Source organism: Dehalococcoidia bacterium (assembly GCA_028711995.1).
Taxonomy (GTDB): domain Bacteria; phylum Chloroflexota; class Dehalococcoidia; order SZUA-161; family SpSt-899; genus JAQTRE01.
In genome coordinates this window covers 1-23,540 of the sequence record JAQTRE010000035.1, presented here as the reverse complement: position 1 = coordinate 23,540, position 23,540 = coordinate 1, and the positions used below count along the sequence as shown (strand labels likewise).

Annotated in this window: 20 protein-coding genes; 9 read left to right on the top strand and 11 right to left on the bottom strand. The window is 51.3% G+C overall.

Annotated features, from left to right (window positions below; all coding sequences use genetic code 11):
- Positions 1-283 precede the first annotated feature (283 nt).
- Positions 284-793: a hypothetical protein gene (locus PHV74_07030; protein ID MDD5094114.1), complete on the bottom strand. Its 510-nt coding sequence runs from the start codon at positions 791-793 to the stop codon at positions 284-286.
- 52 nt (positions 794-845) lie between these two features.
- Entirely contained in the window at positions 846-1,385 is a 540-nt protein-coding gene (locus PHV74_07025) for a hypothetical protein (protein ID MDD5094113.1), read from the bottom strand.
- A 757-nt stretch (positions 1,386-2,142) separates the two neighbouring features.
- Between PHV74_07025 and PHV74_07020 the strand changes: the two genes are divergently transcribed.
- The 7 genes from PHV74_07020 (at position 2,143) to PHV74_06990 (ending at position 8,239) form a co-directional block, all read left to right on the top strand.
- On the top strand, positions 2,143-2,739 hold the full coding sequence (locus PHV74_07020) for a DUF2284 domain-containing protein (GenBank protein MDD5094112.1): 597 nt from the start codon (positions 2,143-2,145) through the stop codon (positions 2,737-2,739).
- 397 nt (positions 2,740-3,136) lie between these two features.
- Positions 3,137-4,000, top strand: coding sequence for a hypothetical protein (locus tag PHV74_07015; GenBank protein MDD5094111.1), 864 nt, complete (start codon positions 3,137-3,139; stop codon positions 3,998-4,000).
- 33 nt (positions 4,001-4,033) lie between these two features.
- A complete protein-coding gene (locus PHV74_07010) occupies positions 4,034-4,684 on the top strand; it encodes a hypothetical protein (protein ID MDD5094110.1) in 651 nt (216 codons plus the stop codon).
- A gap of 264 nt (positions 4,685-4,948) precedes the next feature.
- On the top strand, positions 4,949-5,194 hold the full coding sequence (locus PHV74_07005) for a tetratricopeptide repeat protein (protein MDD5094109.1): 246 nt from the start codon (positions 4,949-4,951) through the stop codon (positions 5,192-5,194).
- A gap of 72 nt (positions 5,195-5,266) precedes the next feature.
- Complete coding sequence (locus PHV74_07000) at positions 5,267-6,784, top strand: DUF2779 domain-containing protein (GenBank protein ID MDD5094108.1); 1,518 nt, start codon at positions 5,267-5,269, stop codon at positions 6,782-6,784.
- 368 nt (positions 6,785-7,152) lie between these two features.
- Positions 7,153-7,734: a hypothetical protein gene (locus tag PHV74_06995; protein MDD5094107.1), complete on the top strand. Its 582-nt coding sequence runs from the start codon at positions 7,153-7,155 to the stop codon at positions 7,732-7,734.
- A 1-nt stretch (position 7,735) separates the two neighbouring features.
- A complete protein-coding gene (locus PHV74_06990) occupies positions 7,736-8,239 on the top strand; it encodes an NYN domain-containing protein (protein MDD5094106.1) in 504 nt (167 codons plus the stop codon).
- Here PHV74_06990 and PHV74_06985 read toward each other — a convergent pair.
- From PHV74_06985 to PHV74_06965, 5 genes are all read right to left on the bottom strand, one after another.
- Positions 8,187-8,594, bottom strand: coding sequence for a transposase (locus PHV74_06985; GenBank protein ID MDD5094105.1), 408 nt, complete (start codon positions 8,592-8,594; stop codon positions 8,187-8,189). The genes PHV74_06990 and PHV74_06985 overlap by 53 nt on opposite strands.
- A gap of 52 nt (positions 8,595-8,646) precedes the next feature.
- Entirely contained in the window at positions 8,647-9,084 is a 438-nt protein-coding gene (locus PHV74_06980; protein ID MDD5094104.1) for a hypothetical protein, read from the bottom strand.
- 803 nt (positions 9,085-9,887) lie between these two features.
- A complete protein-coding gene (locus PHV74_06975; GenBank protein ID MDD5094103.1) occupies positions 9,888-12,179 on the bottom strand; it encodes a hydrophobe/amphiphile efflux-3 (HAE3) family transporter in 2,292 nt (763 codons plus the stop codon).
- 116 nt (positions 12,180-12,295) lie between these two features.
- Entirely contained in the window at positions 12,296-13,516 is a 1,221-nt protein-coding gene (locus PHV74_06970; protein ID MDD5094102.1) for a CoA transferase, read from the bottom strand.
- 173 nt (positions 13,517-13,689) lie between these two features.
- Complete coding sequence (locus PHV74_06965) at positions 13,690-16,164, bottom strand: pyruvate formate lyase family protein (GenBank protein ID MDD5094101.1); 2,475 nt, start codon at positions 16,162-16,164, stop codon at positions 13,690-13,692.
- Between the two features lie 517 nt (positions 16,165-16,681).
- On the opposite strand from PHV74_06965, the gene PHV74_06960 reads away from it, so the two are divergent.
- Positions 16,682-17,641 carry an Lrp/AsnC family transcriptional regulator gene (locus tag PHV74_06960; GenBank protein MDD5094100.1) on the top strand — a complete coding sequence of 320 codons (960 nt, stop codon included), beginning with the start codon at positions 16,682-16,684 and terminating at the stop codon, positions 17,639-17,641.
- Positions 17,642-17,861: 220 nt separating this feature from the next.
- Here the strand turns inward: PHV74_06960 and PHV74_06955 are convergent, their stop codons facing one another.
- The 4 genes from PHV74_06955 to PHV74_06940 all read right to left on the bottom strand — a co-directional run bounded on the left by PHV74_06955 (position 17,862) and on the right by PHV74_06940 (position 22,634).
- Entirely contained in the window at positions 17,862-18,494 is a 633-nt protein-coding gene (locus tag PHV74_06955; GenBank protein MDD5094099.1) for a TetR/AcrR family transcriptional regulator, read from the bottom strand.
- Positions 18,495-18,731: 237 nt separating this feature from the next.
- A complete protein-coding gene (locus PHV74_06950) occupies positions 18,732-18,944 on the bottom strand; it encodes a helix-turn-helix domain-containing protein (protein MDD5094098.1) in 213 nt (70 codons plus the stop codon).
- Positions 18,945-19,075: 131 nt separating this feature from the next.
- Positions 19,076-20,194 carry an NAD(P)/FAD-dependent oxidoreductase gene (locus PHV74_06945; protein MDD5094097.1) on the bottom strand — a complete coding sequence of 373 codons (1,119 nt, stop codon included), beginning with the start codon at positions 20,192-20,194 and terminating at the stop codon, positions 19,076-19,078.
- A gap of 46 nt (positions 20,195-20,240) precedes the next feature.
- Complete coding sequence (locus PHV74_06940) at positions 20,241-22,634, bottom strand: pyruvate formate lyase family protein (GenBank protein MDD5094096.1); 2,394 nt, start codon at positions 22,632-22,634, stop codon at positions 20,241-20,243.
- Between the two features lie 657 nt (positions 22,635-23,291).
- Here PHV74_06940 and PHV74_06935 point away from each other — a divergent pair.
- On the top strand, positions 23,292-23,540 hold a 249-nt coding region (locus tag PHV74_06935; protein ID MDD5094095.1), incomplete at its 3' end, for a hypothetical protein.

Genomic DNA, 23,540 nt, shown 5'->3' with positions numbered 1-23,540 from the left:
CCTCCCGGCAGATATCCCCCCAGTCGCCTGAGGCGTGTCTTTTCACACTGGCGAGAACCAGCTTGGCGCATGCGATGTCTTCAGCAATCCGGTCATTGACACCCCGGGTCCATACGAGATTGCCCATTTGGAATTTACGGGTCTCTGTTGGCATATCTCCTCCTTTGGCTAAAATAGATGGTCTGGCAGGCTCCGATTTCACCTAGCCCCCAAGACACAACAAAAGAGCCCCCACCCAATAGGGCAGGGGCTCTCTATGGCTTGCTGTATTTGTCAGGTTTATTTATATATGCTGCCAGTAGTCATCGACCGCCATCTGACAGAGGCAGTCGATCATCTCGGTTTCGGTTTGTATTTGCTGTCTCTTCAGCTTTCTCTTCTTGTTGCGGCTTAGTTTGCCTTTCGGCAACTCCACATACAAGCGGGTATAAGCACTGGGAATTCTGATCTTGGCTATCCGCCTGAAAGTCAACCCGCTGATGCCGATTCCTTCGAGGTAGTAGGAAGGTCTGCTATCCAGGAACTGTTCTCGGGTCACTGGATCGAACCTGCGTCCCCATCCTTTGGTATCCGGGTTCTGATGAATCAGCTCATGTTCCAGGCGTAGCAGGTCGGCCCTTTCAGCTCTGTCGTCTTCCTTCCATCCTTTAATAAACTCTTCAATATGGTTCTGGAAGTGGTGGTCGGGATTCTTGCAGGGCTTATGTCCGTAAACACAGAACCCGCCGCATTCCCGGAAGAGATCGACCAGATAGGCTTGTCTTTCAGGGGTAGCCCATTGGGGAAGTGTCACGGGCTCACCACCTTTCAATTCCAGGGCTTCATCGCAGGGGCTTCAGGGGTTATCAGGCCACGGCCTCGGCCATAGCCTTGTCTGGGATCGTTTTGTCGTCTTTTTCCACCGCATCGCTGGCCGCCTTTTCGATAGCCTGAGCCATTCTGATCTGTTCGTTGGCCCTGGCAATCGCCATTTCGATATCGAGGTTTGCCTGAGCGATGATGGGCTGGCCAGCATGTTGGCACGCCTCGACCTCGGACTTGTAAGCATCGGGATTGTCTTTGGCCACGGTGCTGGCGTAGGTAACCAGGCTGGCGGTGAAGTTTTCCCGCACAATCCTGATCTGGTCGGAGAGTTCGGAGACTACCCGGATAATGGGGCGTCCGGTGGCGGAGAACTTGACGGTGCCATCTTTGGCTTTGGCCAGGCGCAAGGGTGCTCCGAGGACATCTCTGGAGATTGCCGTCTGGCCTTGGACATTGGCGGCGGTGAAGAAGGGCAGCCATACACCCTCAAGGTCAATGCTCCATACCTTGCGGCTGGCTGTTTTCCGGGTAGCGGGCTCAAGCAGGGTTTTAACATAGTTCGGGGTTTGCATAGTTTTCACCTCACAATTTTATTGTTGGTGAAGCCCCTGCGATGAAGCCCTGGAATTTCGTGCTTCTTTGGCCTTTGGGGAACTGGATTGCATCAATCAGTCTACCCCGTCGGAATAGCCTACTTGGGCGAATCCTCACCGACTTGTTTTCGACTGATTGACTATTAGAGTAGAGTTCCGATTCTATTCGGCATCCTGAAGGTGCTACAACTTCAGTTAGTGTGACCGTCATAACCTAGCCAAGTGACTGTTTCATCGAAGGGGTCAACCTTCAATTATTGAGTGTTGGCACGCTTTGCCGCTTTCACGGTTGCGAGCTTGCGCCACATTCAGCTTGACGGTTCGTTTAAGGCCCTACTGTCATTCGAGCCTTGACTTGCCTAGCCTATGGGTGACTAGCCCAATTCTAGCCCTTGCAAGGCTTATAGAAGCCATGGTGGGGCTATCGGCAAGAATCGGTTATTAAGGTTCTCGATCATTTCGATCACTATCAGTATGCGACAAAAAGGGCTTTCGTACCTTATCAGAATGAACCTATATTTACATGAAGGGGAGGGAAAACGGCATTCCGATGTGACACCCGTCCTATGTCCGTGTCTTAGGGGTCAATGGAAGGACATCGTTGAGTGCCAAAGACGAAGGGTTTCCAGTAGAATAGAAAGGTATCCAGAATTCTTGCTTGCATACATGAAGGGTTCGGAGAATCGCCGGTATGGTATGATGATATTGTTGGACAGTCACCAAAGCCACACCACACAACATACCAATGGAGTTAATGCATCCTTCCCCACAGGAATTCGCTGAGAAGCTCATTGAGTTCGGGGCAAGTGATGCAAGAGTGATTCCATCCCGGTCAATCGTGGTTGAGGATCGGTTTGCTGACATGTGTTCCGCTCCCCAGTGTCCCAGTTATGGCTTGGCCCCAAGCTGCCCGCCTCATTCCATGAAACCCAGTGAATTCAGATCGCTTCTGTCTAAGTACGAGTATGCCCTTGTGTTCAAGATTGATGTTCCCATCGCAATGCTCATGGGGGAAGATCGCCGTGATGTGGCCAGAGTGATTCATGAGCTGTCTTCAAACATTGAGCACTTGGCCCAGGTGAGTGGTTACGCCAACGCCAAGGGTCTGGCCGGTGGTTCATGTAAAGAGATATTTTGCCATGATCAGGTTCGATGTGTAGTATTAGAGGGAAAAGAGAAGTGTCCCTTTGCGGATACTGCACGACCTTCTATTTCTGGGATTGGGGTCAACTTTCTCGAACTGTGCAAAACGGTTGGATGGAAGGCTAACATCATTACCCAAGAAACGACACCGGATCAGGTTTCTATGGGGATGATGGCTGGTATTGTACTGCTTGGCTAGCATGATGATTGGCCCAAGCCCGATCAGGAGGTGCCTCTCGTGTGACTTGGATGTCTTCGAGGACTGGACGGAAACCCCATGTATACCACTTCAATATACGATGCCAGAAGTCTGCCATGAAGTGGAAAGACTGACCCAGACTGCACTCCTGTGTACGAGCGTGAATGGATCACTATTGTGACCGAGGATGCTTAGCCTCTGCATCCTGCCAACCGCTTCAAATTCCCGTGAGTTGTCATGCCTGCTCAGGCATCATACATGTCACGCCCTCAAGAGATATCATGGGAATGGCACAAAGGTCCTATTCCCCCCATCCGGGTCACAGAGGTATAATGATGGAACTGTAGACCGGGGGCAGCAACCATCGGCCCCAAGCAAAGAACCAGGAGGACAATGAATGTCGCTGAGGCAAATGCTATTAACCGATCTTCCCATGAATCGAAAGGAGAGGTTCTTCACAGGTACCGTATTTCCCATGATCGTGTGCAAGGACAATTTCAAGCACATCTCCATTCTTTTCTCACTTCTTGGTAATGCTCAGAAACCACCAGTAATTGCCGATGTCGCCCAAACCAACATAGAATTCTTCACTGAATATAGTTTGAAGGAGTCAGCCACTGGTGATACCCGAAGACGCTTCGTGCATTTGCCTCAGACGAAAGACACACCTGATATTGTGTTGCTGATCAATGGTACCCCTCGGACTCTTATCGCTTTTGAAGCAAAGATGTATGATGTTCCCTCGGTTGCAGACTTGAATCAACAGATGGCCGCTCAAGAAGCTATCCTTGACGCCATCCGAGAAGCTCTCAAAATCGATACGGTCCACCACTTTGCTCTCCTTCCCGAGCCGCTCGCGGAACAGATGGACGGGCTTCAGTTTCCCATTCTGACCTGGGAAGCTCTTCAGAAAGCATATGAACCAGTGTGCAGGGGCGATTACTTCTTCGAAATGCTGGGCATTGCCCTCGAAATGTACGACAAACTGGTCGCAAGGCGATCCGGATTTGGCCTCAACTGCGAAGAGAAAATCCCCGGAGAGCAAATCTATGATGGTTTCAGGAATGGGACCCTCAACAAGTCATCGATGGGGCGATATGGCGGGTTCAAGGGCGATCAACTCAAGCAGGACATAGTTTCTGCCCGATGGCGTACCTTTCAATACGAAACCAGTTCGAAGGACTCCTCGCAGCTGAACCGAAACTGGTTCAACGTGGCAGATTTCGTGAATCTCATCGAGAGCAGTCTGCGCCCCCTGTAAACGGTCGATTGGTGCTTAACAAAGAGGTGAAGAATGGATGAACTCACGGACGTACTGAGCGGTCTTGCTGAAAAGAGGCCTCTTTTTCATTCCGAAGCTGATTTCCAGCACGCCCTTGCATGGCAACTTCGTACGCAAGGAGATGTGACAGATGTAAGGTTGGAGCTACCTGTAGACCAACACGGCAATTCCCTTCATCTAGACATCTTGGCGATCAACGGGAGCCACCGTTTGGCCATCGAATTGAAGTATAAGACCCGGAAACTCACTTCCATGGTGAGAAATGAAACATTTTCGCTAAGGGATCAGGCCGCACAAGACATCGCGAGATATGATTTCGCAAAGGATATCTGGCGGTTGGAACAGGTGCTTGCCAACCACAGTGATATGGTGGGTTATGCTATACTCCTAACCAACGACAGTGCCTATTGGGAAAGGTCGAACCGCAGTACCGTGGATGAGCAGTTTCGCCTCCACGAGGGCCGCACTCTTCAGGGAACCCTGGAATGGGAATCGGGTGCCTCCGACGGAACGAAGAGCAAAAGAGAGTCGCCAATTCCACTGAGCGGGGCATACGGCATGCGTTGGCGTGTCTATTCGAATCTGATTCAGGAACCATATGGTCAATTCCGCTACCTGATGGTGAAAGTCGGCAACACTGAATGCAGTGCGGACAGACACTGACGCAGGTCTCGGAGTGAAGCAGCCAGCACTTCTGCGTAATGCGGTCAACTTGTCTCAGCACGCCGGATACTTGAACACCAGAATACTCCGCTTTTCTTTCTCGGATGTGTTGAATCTTGTATGGAAAACCATCGTGCGGTTGCATATCGGACAATGGGCAGCCTTTTCATTTCAAACCACGGACAAAGATAGGATAGGACATTCGGCATAATAGGGGCACGAATTGAAACACAAGAACCCCAGAGAACAATTGGAGTATGGATTGTGAACGGACGTCAGGCCGCCAGGCTGACCCAGACCATCAAGGACAAATGCATTGATCTCGATCCTGACGACTCGGACGCTCTCACTTATCGAGGGGAGGCATATGTCCATCTGTGTCAGCGGGAAAAAGCCTTGGTTGATTTCGACAAGGTGCTTGCTCTCAATCCCAGCCACATTGATGCTTATGCCAACCGCACATTGGTCATTCAGCTTTCGCAAATGGAGAGTGAAACCACCTGGGCTTGAGACGATGGAGATACTCAGACTTTCATGGGAGAATCTCAACTCCCGACGATGTTGAAGTCTTCCGTTTGTACAATGAACAACGCACCAAGAGACCAGATTCCCCTTCTGTCAAAATCCCGCTTCATGGCGGGGCTGCAATGCCACAAGCGGCTGTACCTGGAATGCTATCATCGTGATCTTGCTGATGAAATTAGTGCCTCCCAACAGTCGATATTTGATGCTGGCACGGAAGTGGGCGTGCTTGCTCGGAAAATGTATTCAGGGGGGATATTGATCGGGGAGGACCATCTCTACCACGAGGAGTCGGTAAAGTCCACAGCCACGATGCTTTGCGACCGGAGTATACCCGCAATTTACGAGGCAGGTTTTCTGTTTGATGATGTTCGGGTAAGGGTTGATATTTTGGCCCGAGTGGAGGGGGATGCGTTTGATCTGATCGAGGTCAAATCGAATACTGAACTCAAAGACGAACATCTCTATGACATTGGAATACAGGCTTATGTGCTCCAGGGATGTGGGATCAAGGTAAAGCGTGCGTACCTCTGCCACATTGACACAGACTATGTGTATCAAGGCGGCGACTACGACCTGCGCCAGCTATTTGAACTCGAAGATATTACCCGCGATACTCAGCGACTCCAGTCTGAAATCCCCACCTTGCTGGCGATGATGCGGTCACCTCTACAGAAATTGGAGCCTCCCAATATTCAGATAGGAAGACAGTGCACTAAGCCATACGATTGCCCTTTCTCCGGCTATTGCCACCAGGATGAGCCAGAGCATCACATTAGCCAACTGCCGAGGGCCAGTGAGACGCTATTGAGCTCTCTCAAGGAAGCGGGTATCAACGACATTAGAGATATACCTGTTGGATTTCCGGGATTGAATGCCATGCAACAGCGAGTCCGAGATTGCGTGGTAGACAACCGGTGGTATCTGGACCCGCATCTCTCGTTGGAACTTAGCCAACTGGAGTACCCCGTACATTTCCTTGATTTCGAGACATTCAACCCTGTATTGCCCCTCTACCCTGGCACGCGACCTTACCAGGTGATCCCATTCCAATGGTCGGATCACATATTGGGAAAGGATGGCGTACTCAGCCATGAGGCTTTTCTGTACGATGGCTTCGATGATCCGAGAGAATCATTCGCGAGAAGTCTACTTGCCTCCCTGGGCGAAAGCGGGTCTATCGTCGTATATTCCGGCTTTGAAGAATCACGGATTCGTGACCTGGCACTCGCCTTACCGCATCTATCTGGAGATTTGATGTCTATCTTAGATGGTCGAATTGTGGACCTGCTGAAACTCATCCGCAAATACTGCTATCATCCGGAGTTCCACGGATCATTTTCCATCAAGGCGGTACTGCCAGCTCTCGTGTCCAACCTTGGCTATGATGATCTCGACATCGGCGAGGGCGGCACTGCTTCAGCGGCCTACGCCGAAATGATCAGGCCAGAGACAACACCAGAACGTCGAGAATGGATTCGAGGCGCGCTGCTCGCCTACTGCAAAAGAGACACCCAGGCTGAGGTGCACCTGGTGAAAGTGCTGCGTAACAGACTGGAGACATCCAGCAGTCAGTGAGCTCGATGGGTTGTGTCTGTTGAGACGGAATCTACTCTGATCGAAGTGATTCCGGGAACATCATGAGGCACACAACGAGAACGACTGCAAGCACATACCCTTTGAGCCCCTTCAAATTACTGTACCCCGTCCGAAAGAGCCACCCTTTGACTTGCGTGTTCCTGAATAGGCTCGTGCTTCTTCCCGGGAGATTCCTGCGGCTGAGGATAGAGAGCCTGGAGACGATTGGTCCAAGCAGCCTGTGAGACCTCCCTGCCTTTCTGAGACGATATCGGTCACAGTATGTCTATTGAATATCGTATGTTTATGTATTATAATATGTTCACTATTAACGGTATGTTAATTAGTGCATCGCTCGGAGGTGACCCATGCGTTTGGGAATCAATGTCTCCAATGACCTGATTGAAAGGTTCAAACCTCTCAAGAACTCCTACAACCTTTCCCAAATCTGTCGAGATGCCATCGAGGCTCGTGTGGAGGCTTACGAAAAAGCCGTGGCCCAAGCCAATTCTGATGGGATGCAGAGCATCGCTGATAGACTAGCCTCTGATTACCTGAAGAAGACGGTTCTTGACTGGCAGGCCCTCGGAAGGGACGCCGCCAAAGAGTGGGTCAAGCTGGCCACCTTGGAGAATTTTGAGGATTTGTTTCACGATACAGCCATACGAAAGAAGAGTGGCGGAGAATTGGCCCCTTTCTTATACCACAACATCATACCGGGAACGCCACGGTTTGAGCACTATCAACATAAACATGAAGACTGGTTTTCTCGGCAGATGCAGTTGGATGGAACCTCCAACCCCTACATTTGGGCAAAATCTGAGTTTTACCACGGATGGTTCTCCTATGCAACCGCCGTATGGGAAATGATGAAGAACCGGATAGCAGAGAAGTCGGATCAATGTGTGCCGTCACCAGAGGCTGATGCACGGCATCTTGGAGGAGACTAAAATGGCTAATGGCAAAGAATACGGATCAGCCCTGGCGGTGTTGATTGATGCCGATAATGCAAACCCTGCAATCATTGAAGGGTTGTTGGCTGAAACTGCAAAACTGGGATTCGCCAGTGTCAAGCGAATCTATGGCGATTGGACCACGCCCAAGTTGAGTCAATGGAAGACCGCCCTGCTGGAGTACTCCATTCAGCCTATTCAGCAATTCGCCTACACCGTGGGCAAGAACGCCACCGACAGTGCCATGATTATCGATGCGATGGATTTGCTTTATTCAGGAAATCTGGATGGCTTCTGTCTCGTATCCAGCGATAGTGATTTCACCCGCCTGGCTGCGCGTTTGAGGGAGTCAGGTAAGATTGTCTATGGTTTCGGTGAACAGAAAACACCCCGACCTTTTGTCACTGCCTGCGACAGATTCATATACACCGAGGTCTTCTCCGCACCACTCATCCGTTGGCGCCGTTGTGTCCCTCCAGGGGAGGAACGGCTGTTTTTTTGAGCCGGTACACTTCCAGAGACAGATCCGCCACTAGATGTTTGAGCTCACTGTTTTCCCGCTTGATCTGCCCGATCTCCTGGCGCGTAGCATCTCTTACCGCATCCCGGGTTAACCGCTCCTTCCCTGCCTCCATGAAGTCTTTGCTCCAGGCGTAGAAGGTCCCCGGCTTAATCCCTTCCCGCCGGCAGAGATCACTGACCCCCACCTCCCGTCTGAACCCCTCCAGGACGATGCGAACCTTCTCCTCAGGGGTGTACTTATGTCTTGCTCCCACTCTCACCTGCTGCATGAACCCTCTGGTCTCCTGGGTCCTGGCTTCAGCAGCATTTGTCTTATCCTCGATGTTCTGGGACACGCTTAGCTCCTTTCCATATTGACGTTAGTCTACTACCTCATCGGAGCTGATGCTACCCCTCCCCCTGTCCGATTTCTTTATCCCTTTTTGTGTCCCATTTTAGCTGACGGTCTACAGTGTAGAAGGACGTCCACCCGTTGCTGAACAAAATGGCCATGTCCAGACTTCGCAGTCCTCGCATCACTCTGGTTCGAGTGTCAGGCATCCGATAACAACGCTTGGCTTTTAACTGGTTGACGGACACTCGTTGTGTTTCCGATCCAAAGACAAATTCCACATGGTCTGCGCATGGTAACACGTCATTCGCAAGAATGAGATTCGGTATTCTGTCGCATATATCTGCTGTTTCTGCCAGGATCATACCGGGGTCTGCCATTCCACTGGCAGGCAACATATGTGTGCTCATAAGGAACCTCGTTTTCACATCGACAACGTCCCAGACCAAGACGGTATGTCCGGTGATCTTCATCGCCACTGTATCAATGCCCATACATTCCCGACCTTCAGCCTATACGACACAGTCTTTTGTATGATTGCAGGCGTAAACTTTTTGCCCATTCATGAATACTGGAAGTGGAAGGGTAGCTATCATAGGCTTGTATGAGGTGATTGCGAATATCCATTAGCGATCCGCCTTCATAGTACATAGCTGATGGCACAAGCAACTTGTTCGACTGGTGTACGCATGGTTAGTAGGGCACCATTATCCGCATACTTGCGCTGACATGTCTTGCAGAAGTAGCGTTGCACACCTCTAAATGTGTCATATCTCATTCCCACCGAGGACCTGCAGAATCGACACCTCGGTATTCCGGCAGAGGGTTTAAAGTCATTTCCCGCGGTGCCGATTCCGACGTTCTTCCTCAGACAGTCCATATCTGTATCAAAGTTCCCTGCGAAGTAATCATCGACGCCAACAATCGTCGCCAGACATGCTTCTGGTAAGGCTGAAGACACTCAACGACTACTCCGTCTTCAAGTGGTCCAACAAAACAATATGACCCACGACTCCAGAGTTACAAGACCACTTCTGGTACTCTTCCGGATTTGGGGGAAACTATGTCCTTGCGAGCAACAACTGTTTGCGAACCAGACAGGACTTGGCCAAGGTAAATGGGCTAACACCCGGGCCACGCTCTTCATCAGGCCTTTATATCCACACGTCACAGGATCGTGATCTCAGAATCCCCCTCCCGATTGTCATCGAAATGGGTACAGCATGGCTTCGTTTCAGCCTCGATTTCGACCCCTCTTATGGGTCGAAATCGAGGCTGATTGTTCAGATCCTCAAGGCTAGGCTTTTTCTTTGGCTACGTTTTTCCCTTCACGCCAAAGATCAAATGTGACCACAATGGCTGGCAACACCACCAGAGTACTGACGATGCACATCGCCATATCGATGACAGTGAGTTTGCCGAAATCGGCAATGATTGGGAAGTCAAAGGCAAAGATCATCGAACCAAAGCCAATAACCACCATCAACCCGGAGACGACGATGGCGCGTCCGATCTTGGTCATGGCGGTGCTCATCGCAACAATGGGCGTCTCGCCACCTTCCCGCTCTTCATAGTAGCGCATCAGCAGCAGAATGGTGAACTCGGTTCCGATGCCCAGGATCAGAGCTGTCATGGTCGCCATGACGGGATTGACCTTAATATCCAACAGATACGTCAGGCCGTTGGACCATCCGAGGATTAATCCGATAGGAATGACGGCAGTGATAACTTTCTTCCAGTTGAGGCGGAAGAGTACCAGCAGTGCCACCAGACAGAGGCCGATTCCATAAAACGTCATCTTGCTGCGGCTGTCATCCAGATCATCGGCAACTTTAGTTGACATAGAGATCACCCCGGTCCAGGGAATAAACTGGGTCGCGCCGGGAGGCGGAGTGCTGGCGCTGAAAATCTCCGTCACCTGCTCCCTCGCGATGTAGAATGACTCCTGATTGAAGGTCTGAAGACCGGTCGCAATGCTGGCCTTTGTGTAGTCCGGAGTGATGAAGTTAGCCTTCATCGGCTCAGGGATCATGTTCACGATGGCCTTGGCTTGTTCAGCAGTAGCCGGTAACTTCCCGCCGCTGAAATTCATGATCAGGTCAGCGATGGAAGTCACACTGTTGACACTGCCTTTTCCGTCGGCTCTCGCATATGTGGCCAACGCGTATTGCTTGCGCTCAATCATCCAATTAAGCACCTGGGGATCGGTTGCGTCCGGAACTTCAATAAATGTGAATGAAGCTGACGATCCTCCAGCCAGATCGACCATGTGTTTGAAATCCTTGGTAACCTGCACGTCACTGCCCACGAAATCCGTGGCGGTGGCTGTGGTCTCGATCTTCGATTCGACAGCCCAGCCCAGTCCTGTGAGTACGACGCCGATTATAATGATGGGGATGGCGAATTTGACGACCCTGGGCGCAAGATGTCCCAGCCATCTTTCCAGAACAGGAGGGGCAACGTCTTTATCTGCCTGAGCCGGCTTATTGCGATCTCGCCGATACAAGCTGGCCATGAGAATGGTAGGCGCAACAATCAGAAGAATGAGCGCACCGATGATCAGCATCTTGCCGAAATCCTGAACCATCGGAGTCTTGGAGAGGAGCGCCGTGGCAAAGCCCACACAACCGACGATCACGGACATGATGATAGGCGGCCCGATATGGGTAAATGCTGTCAACCCAGCTTCGTCGGCAGTCTTCCCGTTTCTCTGTTCCTCATCGTAGCGGTTATGAAACTGGACTACATAGTCAACTCCCAGACCCAGTAAGATGGGGAAAGCGCCCATGGAAGCCAGGGCGACATTCAGATCGATGGCACCCATAACCCCGAACGTATAGATGAGGCCGATGCCTACCGCGCCGAGAGCCAGCCACCGCCATGCGAAGAAGCCGCGCATCCGGAAGAAGAAGGCTAGCACCAAGAACATCAGTACAAAGGCTATTATCATGATGACGGTCAAGGCACCGGCGATCTCATTATTGGCATAGTCGATGACAGAGGATACCCCGGAAACGGTGGTCGTCACATCCTGGAAACCGGCTTCGTCGACAATCTTCTTCAAAGACTTATTGATTTCCGCCTTATCATCAATTGTGAGGTCTCCTTTGAGATTTATGATCACACGCATGGCATTCGGATTGAAGAAGTAGCTGTTGAAAGAGGACCTCATTTTGCCGGTGGCAGGATCTATCATTACTTCATCAGGGGTAGCGTTCGGCATGCCCATCATTTGCTTCATGAACTCGATCAGGAACGCGGGGCTGGACGCGTTGAACACGTTGGGGAGTGCTCTTATCTCGGTCTCAACCTTTTTGAGGGCAGTGTAGTTCTGCTCATTGAGCAGGGTGTCATGATTATCAGCCTCAATAATCACCAGAATCGATTCGCTGGCAAAATACTTGTCGAATTCCACCATATCGGTGTACATCTTGGAGTCTTTTGACATCATGGTCGTATAATCAGACCCCATTGTCACGTTTGTGGCTAAAATCCCCGCCGGAATCAATAAAACCAGAGCCACTATAATCCATATGATCGGCTTGCTCTTGATCAGTCTAAACCAAGCTCCGCTTATCTTCGCTAACATTTTTCCTCCTTTCCTAATATGTATGGGTGTCTTACAGGTGCAGGTTGGCTCGATTATGCATCCAAATATTTGGCCTGACTCAGCGTGGTACTCAAATCACCTTTGAATCCTTCAGCCTAGATCACTTCTTCGTTTTTGAGACCGACCACTTTGTCCCAGCTATACCCCAGCAGTTCGGTGAGCACCTCCTCTGTGTGCTGGCCGAATTCCGGAGCCTCCCTCCGTATCGAGGCGGGAGTCTTGGTCAGTTCAAAGGGGAACCCGTTCAGCTTGGTTTTCCCGAAAACGGGGTGATCATAGTCGATGATGTAATTGTTAGCCAGCACCTGAGGATCGTTCGGAAGATCGTTGATGTCATTGATGGGGCCGAAGATGAAATCTTCGTTTTGACCCAGTATCTTGAACCATTCCGCCCTGGGTTTGGTGGCGAAGGTTTCGTCCATGATTTTGATGATCGCCTCACAATGCTGGGCTCTGATATTATAATCTTTGCACCTGGGATCATTGGAGAGGTATCCAATTCCCATGGCTTCGCAGAAGGCATCCCAGTGCCTGTCCGATTGAAGCATGGACAACTGGATCCACTTGTCGTCGGCGCACCGGTAGAAGTTGAAGAGAGGATTGCCTACCGCACTTCGGACCATTCTAGGAAGCTGTCTCCCCATGAGCAGGCGTGAACTCACCGACAGATTTTCCAGAGTCATCATCCCCGCCAGGAGAGAGGTGTTGATTTCCTGTCCAACTCCGAGCCTTTCCCTGGCCAGGAGCGCAGTCACGATGCTGGCATAGGCCATCACCGCCCCTGCCTGATCTGCCAGTCCGAAGGCCGCATACACAGGCGGCATCTGCGGCTCTCCCGTCGCGGTCATAAACCCCGATCTGGCCAGCCCTATCGGGTCAAGGATCGGCGCATCTGCCTCCGGCCCTTCGGGACCGATGCCGGTGGTGTTGACATAGATCAACTTGGGATTATACTTGGACAGCGTCTCATAACCCAGTTCGGCTCGCTTGGCAGCGCCGAGGCGAAAGTTCTGTATGAAAACATCGGACTTCCCGATCAGGTCATAGACGATCTGCTTCCCTTTCTCTTTGGTAATATCCACGGTGACGCTCTTCTTGTTGCGATTGTTGCACTCAAAATAGAAGTTGCGGGCGCCGGTTTTGGTTGTGGTCGTCACCCCGATGGCTCTCGCCACACCCCTTGCCGCATCACCGGTGATCCTGTCCTCAATCTTGATCACCTCAGCCCCGTAATCGCCCAGCATCTGGGTCGCAAACGGCGCCTGTTGCATCATTCCCCATTCAATGACCCGAATGCCCTCCAACGGCATTTTCATATTAATCCTCCTGCTTAAACTTTTGGTATGAATATCGTTTACGAATATCTTGCCAAAGCTACCACCTCCAAGATCATCCACGGCGGCTATACCACCACCGATTCCGATGCCCCATAGGCACACGATGCCGTTGATCTTGCTTCTCTTGCAAGATCAACGGCATCATCCCATTATCAGAAACTCTGTGTGGTCCGCTGGATGATCTCGTTTTGGAGCCCGGTGCTCAGGTCCACAAAGTGAGCGCTATATCCCGCTACTCTTACAATCAAGTTGCCATAGTTTTCAGGGTTTTTCTGGGCATCCCGCAAGACCTCGGGGTCGACCACATTGAACTGTATATGCCAGCATCCCAGGTCAGCCCATGTTCTGAGGTAGGCGAGGAAGGATGCCTTGGACTTTCCTTCGAGGAAACTGGGAAAGAACTTCTGGTTCAGAAGCATGGAGTATTTCGGATTCACCTTGCCTACCGATTTAAGTACTGCCGTCGGCCCGTTAGTATCTCTCCCGCGCATCGGGGATATGCTGCCGTCGGCAAAGGACTCATCAGCTCTCCTTCCATCAGGGGTTGCCAGCGCTCCTATGCTCCACGGGAAGTAGGCCGTGGCAGTGCTCCCTTCGATGGTGAACATGAAGCCGGATTCCGTGCGGAAGCGTTCGGTCGCGTATTGCTCGCGATTGCAGACTTCCCGCGCTATCAGGTCAACGTAATCGTCGTCATTCCCGAACTTCGGCACCTGCCTCAGCTTCTTGAACAATTCATCCTTGCCCTTGAAACTGTTTTTCCAGGCATCGATCAACTCCGCCATGCTGACGGACTTTTCGTCAAATACCAGCTTCTTGATGGCTGCCAGCGAATCGATGACATTCACCTGACCGGATACATGAATGGTGGGCAGGGCATGATAAAATTCGTCCATGCAATCCTGGCCTCGCTCAATGCAATCGTCTGTCAAAGCAGACATGATGGGCCGCTGAAGATATCGCCTGTAGAGGCTGCAAGTCATATCTTCGAGCTTGGCGATATGTTCGATTTGATAGGCCCACTGTGCTTCATAAGCGTCCAAAACCTCATCGAACGATTGGAATGTGGTGGGATCAGGAGTAGCACAGCCCAACTGGGTCCCGGTGGTCATGCTCTTGCCCTGGTTCATGGCGATCTCCAGGAGCTTGGGCAGGAGGAGCGCGCCGGCCGCGCCATGAGTTTTCTGCATGGCTTTGCCGGGGATTATCGGCTGGAGACATCCGCCGGATGCCCAATTCCGCGCATCTCTGAGCGGAATCCCTCTGTTAAGGAGATAGGGAATGGCCACGCTGTCATTGATAAAGGCAGGATGGCCGATGCCGGTTCGTATCATATCTATGGCCCTGTTGATCAGCTCCGGGTTGATGGTGGGATGGTATCTTAACACGAGGCTGGGCTGGGTTGCCTTTATCGCATCACAGGCATCGAGTATCAGGAACGACATCTCGCAAGTGGCATCGTCACCGTCCGGGGTGATGCCTCCGATATTGATGATCTGATACAGGCTGCCGCCTTCCTCACCCCGATGAACCACCGAGGTTTCCACCTCTCCGATTTCCTCCATCTTCATCCAGGCACATTCCAGAAGCTCCTGGGCTTGTTCCCGGGTGATCCTGTTCGCCTCGATGTCTTTCTGATAGAACGGGTTCAGCAATACGTCCAACCGGCTGCCTTCGCCGGAGCCATGATACTCGATAAACCGGGTGACTATGTGAGTCAGATACCACGCCTGCAAGGCCTCGCGGAAACTTCGCGGGGGATTGCCGGGTATCCAGTCGCATATATCAGCGATCTCCAGAAGCTCCTCACGGCGCTCGGCGTTCTGCTCCTTAGACGCCATTTCCCTGGCCAGCGCCGCATATCTGCCGGCGAACTTGATCATCGCCTTGCCGGCGATAATCATTGCCTGAAGATTGTTGAGCTTATCGATGTATTCATCGCCGGTGATACTCCCTGCTTTGAGCTCGGCCCCAAGCAGGCGCATCCTGCCTTCGGCCTTACCGATGACTCCGTTGAGTCCCAGATCGAAGAGCGTCTGATAATTGGGAGACCCCAACCCCTTCTGTGATCCCCATTGGGCGCTCCACGTCATCTCTGTCGTACCCGTCGGCCCCAGAACCTTCTTGATCTCATCTGGCAGAATCGAGAGGACTCTGTCATCAACAGTTTTTCCTTTCCAGTAGTTGCGAATCTTCTCCCACTCTGCCCTACCGCGTTCATCCACCATGTGCGCCAGATCGCCTTTGAAGGCCTTATCCATCTCTTTCCACTGAAGCTCGGGATGGATGGGCAGACCATAGGGGTCGCTGGCAGTATTCCCCACGATCAGTTCATCATCGCTGATGTAGATCGTCATGTTGCTCAGGATATGATCCATCGACCTGGCTCTCCGGATAACCTCAGGCTGCCCCTCGGTGGACTGATAAGATTCGGTCATGAGTCTTGCCGTATCAAAGCAAATCCTGACCCCCGGCAAATAGGTGTACTTGCTTGTCGGACCCTTCGGGCCAATTATCCTTTGAACTATCGTGCTCTTTCGAACCCTTTTGTTCTTGAGGTTTTGAGCCCTTTCACCACTAGCAAATCGAGATGACTTTTGTGCATCTCTTGTTGTCTTCAGGACCATGTCTTCCCTCCTTCTTTGTCCCTGTTCGTAGCATTCATGCCCAATATGTCAGGGGGGCTTATGCTTCCGTTCCCGATTTCCCCACCACTTGTTACTGTCAAATCATCGCACACGATCATAATACTTTTACTGGACAAAATCAAAACCAAACGGTAGGGAAAACGGGTTATATTTCACCTATAATGTCAATATACATTCTTAATGATGCATTTATATGGGCTAATTGCATTTCATATAGGATGTATAGCAAAATCGGAATTGCGAGAAAAAGGCCCGACCCATCAGCACTATGAAAGCTTGAAAACCCGAAGGACTAAGGCATGTTATAATATGGCATCGACCCAAAGGAGGCCTTCGCGTCACAGAGAAGCGACCATCAGTTGTCCAGCTTGCCCAACATGCGAACCTCAAGCTTGGCAGAGCAGACTGGGCAGACAACAGAGGTGGGAACCCGGGTTTCGTGGCCAATAGGCTTAGCGGGTCATCGACGGTTGAAGATTCACTTTGTGGAGATAGAATGAATCGCAAACACGCAGTACTGGAACTTGACGAACTGGACATAAGGATTGTGATGGCACTAGAGGCTGATGCCAGACAAAGCGCCCGCAGCCTCGCGCCCAAGTTCAATACAACTCCCACAACTGTTCAAAGGAGGCTCCAGAGGCTGCTTGAAGCACGAGCGATTAAGATCATCACAGTAACTGATCCGGAGAGTCTTGGATTCCGAACGAGGGCAGTCATTGGAATAAATACGCGCCCCGGCAAGCAGGATAATGCCGCCGAATGTCTGCTATCCTTGCCGAATACTCAATACATGTGGTTGACTATGGGGCGGTACGACATGATGGTCTACACAGTCTTTCGCGATATGCATGAATTGGTCAGTTTCGTCGACCAAAAATTAAGCTGCATTCCCGACCTGACGCATATCGAAGAATTATTAATCCTTGAAGAGGCGAAGGATTCCTGGATGCATCTAACTGGCCCAGTCGGCGCTGTGGGAAAGGCCGTGCCTAGGAAGGTTGATGAATCAGACCGGCAATTGATAAGAGAGCTAGAGTTGTGCCCCAGAGAGAGCATCACTAACCTCAGTAGTAAACTGCGAATGAGCACGAAAGCAGTGCGACGAAAGCTGCAGACGCTTATCGATGACAATATAGTAAGGATCTTCAGTGTTGTCAACCCATCGACGTTTGGTTTTGGCATTCAGGCTGCGATATTTGTCAGAGTCTGCAATGGCAATATAGTCTCTGCAGTGAATACACTGGCTGAGAACAAAAAGATTCTCCACATGCTCATGATTACCGGCCCCTTCAAAATACTGTTGCACGGGAATTTTCGCGATATGGAAGAATTGACGTTGTTCCTCAAGAATGACCTCGCCAATATTCCAGGTGTTCTTTCACAGGAAACATCGATCATGACACGTGCACATGCGGCCTTTGGATTGCTGACTCGAGGCGGGTATGTGCCTTAAGCTGCTTCACGACGCCCAAAGCGCATCCGGTAGCTCCTGATCATTTTCAATGCAGCCGTCATGGTTTCAAAGTCCGCGAGTTTTGGAGTAGATACCCACGGGAAAAAGGCCTTGGAACTCTGCCCTTCTGGTTCTCAGGGAACATGGGAGTGATCAGGACTTAATCAGAGCTTCCCTAACTGAAAACCAGCCCGCATCTTGGGTAAACCAATTGGATATCTCAACCCCTGTGGGAAAGGGTCTTAAAGTCCTCACTATGACTATGATCACTGGCCAGGACTCCCCCTGTCAGGAGTTGAAAAAACTGATCGGCGATCTCTGACGGGGAAAGTGACACATCCTTCTTATGCGACTCGAACATCCAGTTGCACATGCCCAGCATGGCGTAACTTATGAGTCTAGGGTTCAGGTCTGCCCGCAACTGGCCGTGTTCCACGCCAGCATTTACGATCTGATCCAAAAGGTTATCATAGCTGGTTATCAGCGCCAAAACCTCGTCCCTTAGCCTACTATCAAGTAAGTCGAAATTTTCTCGCACAGCCAAAAAAGTCACGGGATAATCGTGGATTATTTGGACGTGTACGTGAACCGCCTGCCGTAGTTTTTCCACTGGCGGCAGATCTGAGACGGCGACTTCTCTCAATAGGGCTAAGCAAGCACTTGCCGAGGTGTTAATAGCCATTCGGAGTATATCCTCTTTGCTGTCAAAACAGTGGTAGATGCTCCCTTTACTTAAATTGACAGCTCTGCTGATTTCATCCATGCTTGTAGCGTGATAGCCCTTGTAGAGAAAGAGCCTTGTGGCCTCCGAAATGATGTCTGCTTGTTTCTTTCTCTCCTCATCTGGTTTCATCTTATTGATCCCTTCGGACATATTGCCTAAGCGGTCGATTGGATTCACTCACCTCATATCACGTTGAGTGTAAATAGGCTGGGGAGAGAATGTTCAACCTTCCTCTGAACCCTCTCTCAATCCCGGATCGCATGACCAAAACCATAGGGTGTTTAGTCAACCATGATTTCTCTATCAGCCATTCCCTCAAGATATCAATCCGGGTGTGGGCTATTCAATCCTTCCATCTGTCATCTATCAGCCTATTTTTCGCGGTCTTCCTCTGGCCGGAACGTAGGTCTTGGCAAAGTTGTCCAGGTTATCCTTGGGGATCAACCATCGGTTGGCGATCTTCCTCGCCGGGATCCTTCCCGTGCGAAGAAGCGGGCGAATGGAGGAGGAACTGATATTGAGTATCTTGGCCGCATCTAAACTTGAGAGATAACTGCCGTTGAGTTCTATCTCTGTCATTTTCATCCACCACCTATTGCTCTATCCATACTGCTATCCAAGACATGTACTGTCTTTGCTATTGAGCTATCAGCACTTCTGCATCGAACTCGGCGGGGCAGCGGCGGAGCACGTACCCAATCTCGTTTCAACTATATATTTTCGTACACGTCAAAGTTGACATAGTCGGCTTTGGTCATCTTGTCAAAGAGTTCTTCCTTTTCATCGTCCGTATGATTCATCCAGGCACCAAAGCCAAAATCCTTGCTCCACCATCCCGGATCATCAATGGTTTTCTTGCACATGGTCTCAAATGCGGCAAGCCTCTCTTCGGAGACGTTTCCTTCGCTTACTGCTTCGGCAGCGATCTGGCCTGCATAGCTGCCGCCAAGGGTATTTAAAATAAAACTGGGGTAATTAGCTGAAGCCCCGGCCAGAATAAGCCCGGCTTTCACTTTCCTGGCAAGGGGTCCGGGATGGACGGTGAGCGGTTGGGAGAATCCGGTCATCCCTGTAATGACGGCATTCTCGAGTTTTTTCGAGAGGACATAGTTGCCACGCCTGCACCGTTCAAAGTTATCCACAGTATCAAAACCCATGTGGCAAAAATGCTCGTCATTTCTCTGAATCCAGATAAACCCCCGATAGTACTTGCTGGAACCAAACGGTCCCAGATGAAGCTCCATTACCTCCCGGTCAACGTTCTTGACATTGGACACCAGCATTTTTATGCCCACCATGTACTCCGTCACCTTCTCCGCCAATCCCGACCATATGGGGACCCCTCCAAAGAGCGCCCTGACGCCGTCAGCCCCGATGACGACTTTCCCGCGGATCTCCGGCATGTCCTTCCGCTCAGTTCTTACGCCCACAATCTGTTCTCTTTCGATGATAAGGCCGGTGGCCTTGGTGTTGATCAGGATTTTGGCGCCTGCCTCGGTTGCCTCGGCGGCAAGATGCTGGTCATAAAGCGCCCGGTCAATAATGTAGACGCCTTTTCCTTCGACGGAAATGTCGAACACCCTGCCGCTGGGGCTGTAAATCCGGCGTGTTTTTACCTCAGCCAAGGTAATGCGCGGGTCCATATTAGACAGAATCTTAGTACTGAGACCGCTTCCGGTGCCATGCATCATAGCGGTACAGTGTTGAGGGAGCCCAATATGGTGGTGTTCTTCTAAGACCACAACCTTAGCGCCTCTTTCCGCCGCAGCTTTGGCCGCCGACGAGCCCGCTGGACCGGCTCCCACTACGATGACGTCATATTCTTCCATACCAATCTCCTTGGGGCAGTATGCACCCGATCCGCTATGTGTCAGATCATAACTTCTGTTCGGTTCGAGAAATGATCTCTTCCTGAATCAACGGGTCCAGTTGCACAAAGAAAGCGCTGTAGCCGGCAACCCTGACCACCAGGTTCTTGTACTCATCAGGATGCTTCTGAGCATCTCGCAAGGTTTGGGTATCTACTACACTGAACTGCACGTGATAGCCGCCCAGATCCATCAAGGTCTTCACCAGCATGAGCATCTTTCTCATGCCTTGCCTGTCAGCGACTGCTGTTGGATGAAGTTTTAAATTCAGTAAACTGCCGTCATACTTCATCGGGTCCAGCACCTTGGCTGCCGATTTGATCAGAGCGGTGGGGCCGTTCTTGTCGGTCCCGGGATAAGCCGAGACGACTCCATCGGCGAAGGGCTGTAGAGACTTTCTGCCGTTGGGCAGCGCGCCACAGAAGTTCCCGAACAGACGGTGCAATGATACGCTCGCCGCTTCAGGCCGGCCATGATCGGTAAACACGTGCGTCTTATGGACCATCGATGCCTTATAGAAGAGGTCGAACCAATCCTTGGCTATCTGATCTACATAGTCGTCGTCATTTCCGTACTTGGGAGCATCCTGCATCATCTTGCGAACCTTCTCATGGCCCTCAAAGTCGGCCTTCAGGGCATCAAGCACCTGTTTAATGGTGAGTTTCTTCTCGTCGTACACCAGCTTCTTTATCGCTGCCAGGGAGTTGGCCAAGTCGGTAACTCCCACCGGCAGGGTAGTATCAAAAGAATACCTCGATCCCCCTTCCATCAGGTTCATACCCTTCTCGATGCAGTCATCCACCATGCAGGATGCAAAAGGCACCGGCAGATATTGCGACTGAAGGCTGAGGGATGTGATGTCGATCTCGCGTCCCAATCTCACCAGGTATTCCATCTGACGCCAGACTGCTTCATGTAATTGTTCATAGGTCGCAAATTTCTCCGGATCACCTGTTTTGAGGCCATGCTGGACCCCGCTTAACGGATTCACTCCATTGTTGAGCGCCAACTCCAGCATCTTTGGCGTGCTGATCACTGTCTCCCAAGTACCATTGATTTTACCCACAAGACCGGACTGGGTGCAGGCCACAAGGGCAAAGTCACGGGCTTCCTCCACGGAGCATTTGAAGCGATCCATATTGCGCTGGACAGCAAGGTCTGAGTTGACGAACGCCGGCTTACCGATGCCCAGCCGGATGTTCTCCGCGCATTTCATCAGAAGCTCTTCGGGGAGCTTATTGTGCCAGATGCAAACCAGGCTTGGCTGGATCATCCTGACCTGAGCATCTGCCTCCAGAACCAGATAGTCCAGCTCGGTGGTGGCATCGGTCCCATCAAGCTTGACCCCGCCGACGGCAATGTTTTGCCCCAGGTGATTAGGAGCGCCCAAATTGGAATGGAAACCAGGCTGATGCAGGGCCAACTCTGACATCTTAATGAAGAACAGTTCCAGCAGCTCTACGGTTTGCTCATCGGTGATTTTCCCTTCCTTCTTATCCTTGAGGAAGAAGGGATTCAGATACTGACCGATCCTTCCGGGGGATATCCCTACCAGAGCAGCCTCAGCCCACACAGCGCAATGCGCGAACCACAAAGCCTGCATGGCTTCGCGGAAGCTCCCGGCTGGCTTGGCCGGCACCCGGCGGCACGTCTCTGCGATTTGTTCCAGCTCCTCTTTTCTAGCTTCATTCTTCTCTGTTTTGGCCATTCCCTCGGCCAAATCGGCGTACCGGTTTGCCCAGGCAATAACCGCTTCGCAACTGATAATGGCTGCCTTAAGAAATTCTATCCGGTGAATTTCCTGAACATAGGCTGCGGGGATCTCTGTCAACTTCTTACGGGCATCCGCTATGAGTGACTCCAGTCCTCTGTTGATCACTCTGCGATAGTCGACGACATTATAGCCGATCGGAATAGTGGCGCTATCAAACATCGAGCACTCCCGGATTATTTCGGGCCGGGTGAGCCCAGGGTGCATATCAGAGAAAACCTCGTTCACCTTATCCGTCATGCATCTGCCGGCAAAGTAATCCTTCGCCTCGCGGATCAGCTTCCAATCCTCGTCAGTAAGATAAGGTTGAAGGCTATTAAACGGGCTGGAATGCTCCTTCTTTGTATACCACCCTGAGGACCACTCCGGATAAGGATTAGCACCTCGGCGATACGGAGTTGGGTTCCCTACGATGGGATTTTCGTCTATTTGCAGGGTCATACCCTTGAGGTACTTTTCCAGAACACGGGCGCGAATGATGATGGGCGCCTTGCCTTCGTTTTCTTTATAGGCTTCCACCACGAATTTCAAGCGTTCTGTAGAGAGTTTGACAGGCGTTTCGTGGAAGCTTTCCTTGAGCCGACTAACCCGCTCACTCAGTCGAGCCTTTTCTTTAACTTGAAATGTCATATCTCCTCCTTCTTATTTCCCATCTTTCTTTTCACCAACCGACCTTGAACCGTACCCCTTCCCGAATCCCGGCATGTTGCCATATCCGTCAGCCGACCTGCCAACCCTCTCGATGGCATCGGCTATCCGTCGCGCCCCGGCGCAATCGCCGATAACGTGTAAATGTGGCTGTCGGAAGGTGGTTGCGCCTTCAGCGACAAATACAATGCCTCATCGGCCTTCATGCCAGTGGCGATGATGACCACCGTATCGGCTTCAATGGATTGCTCGTCCCCATCGCTTGCGGCGTGTGGAGAATAACGTCCGATCTGATACCCCGCTGCTTGCGGCGGGGTAGTTCATTGCGAAAAGGACGAAGGTTCCAGACAATCTTGAGCGTTTCTCCAACATACTGGATCCAGCGAAGTCCTCGGAGCTGCGTCGAGGTTGATGCTGGTGACAACTCGTTAAACCAGAATAAGAACTCCGGACTCGTGCTACTCCCTGCTTGATTTTAGCCTGCGATAGCATTTTGGACAGAAGCCAAGGGTTACTTGCATTGACCAGATTGATCTTTCGGATTTCCGTTGCTTACAGTGAGTTGTTTAATATGGATGGGCTCGCCGCAGTCGGGGCATGTCATCTCTTTGGGCTCATTTTCATCTTTCTTGATAATCAATGGTGAGTTTCATCGTTTCCGTCGCCTTTCAATCATGGGCAGATGTGAACCTGAATCTTATGCTAACTCTCCGGGCAAATTCGGTCAGCCGAATGTCACCTTCAGCGTTGAGGGAAAGGCTCTTCAGGCCGTCGCCCGTTCTGAGAAGACCTTTGCGTTGCCCGGGTTATGCCCTATTCCCCATCTCAGCCTTAGACATACTCCTTACCGATCAACTCGCGCACCAAGACGGTCTTCATCACCTGGGC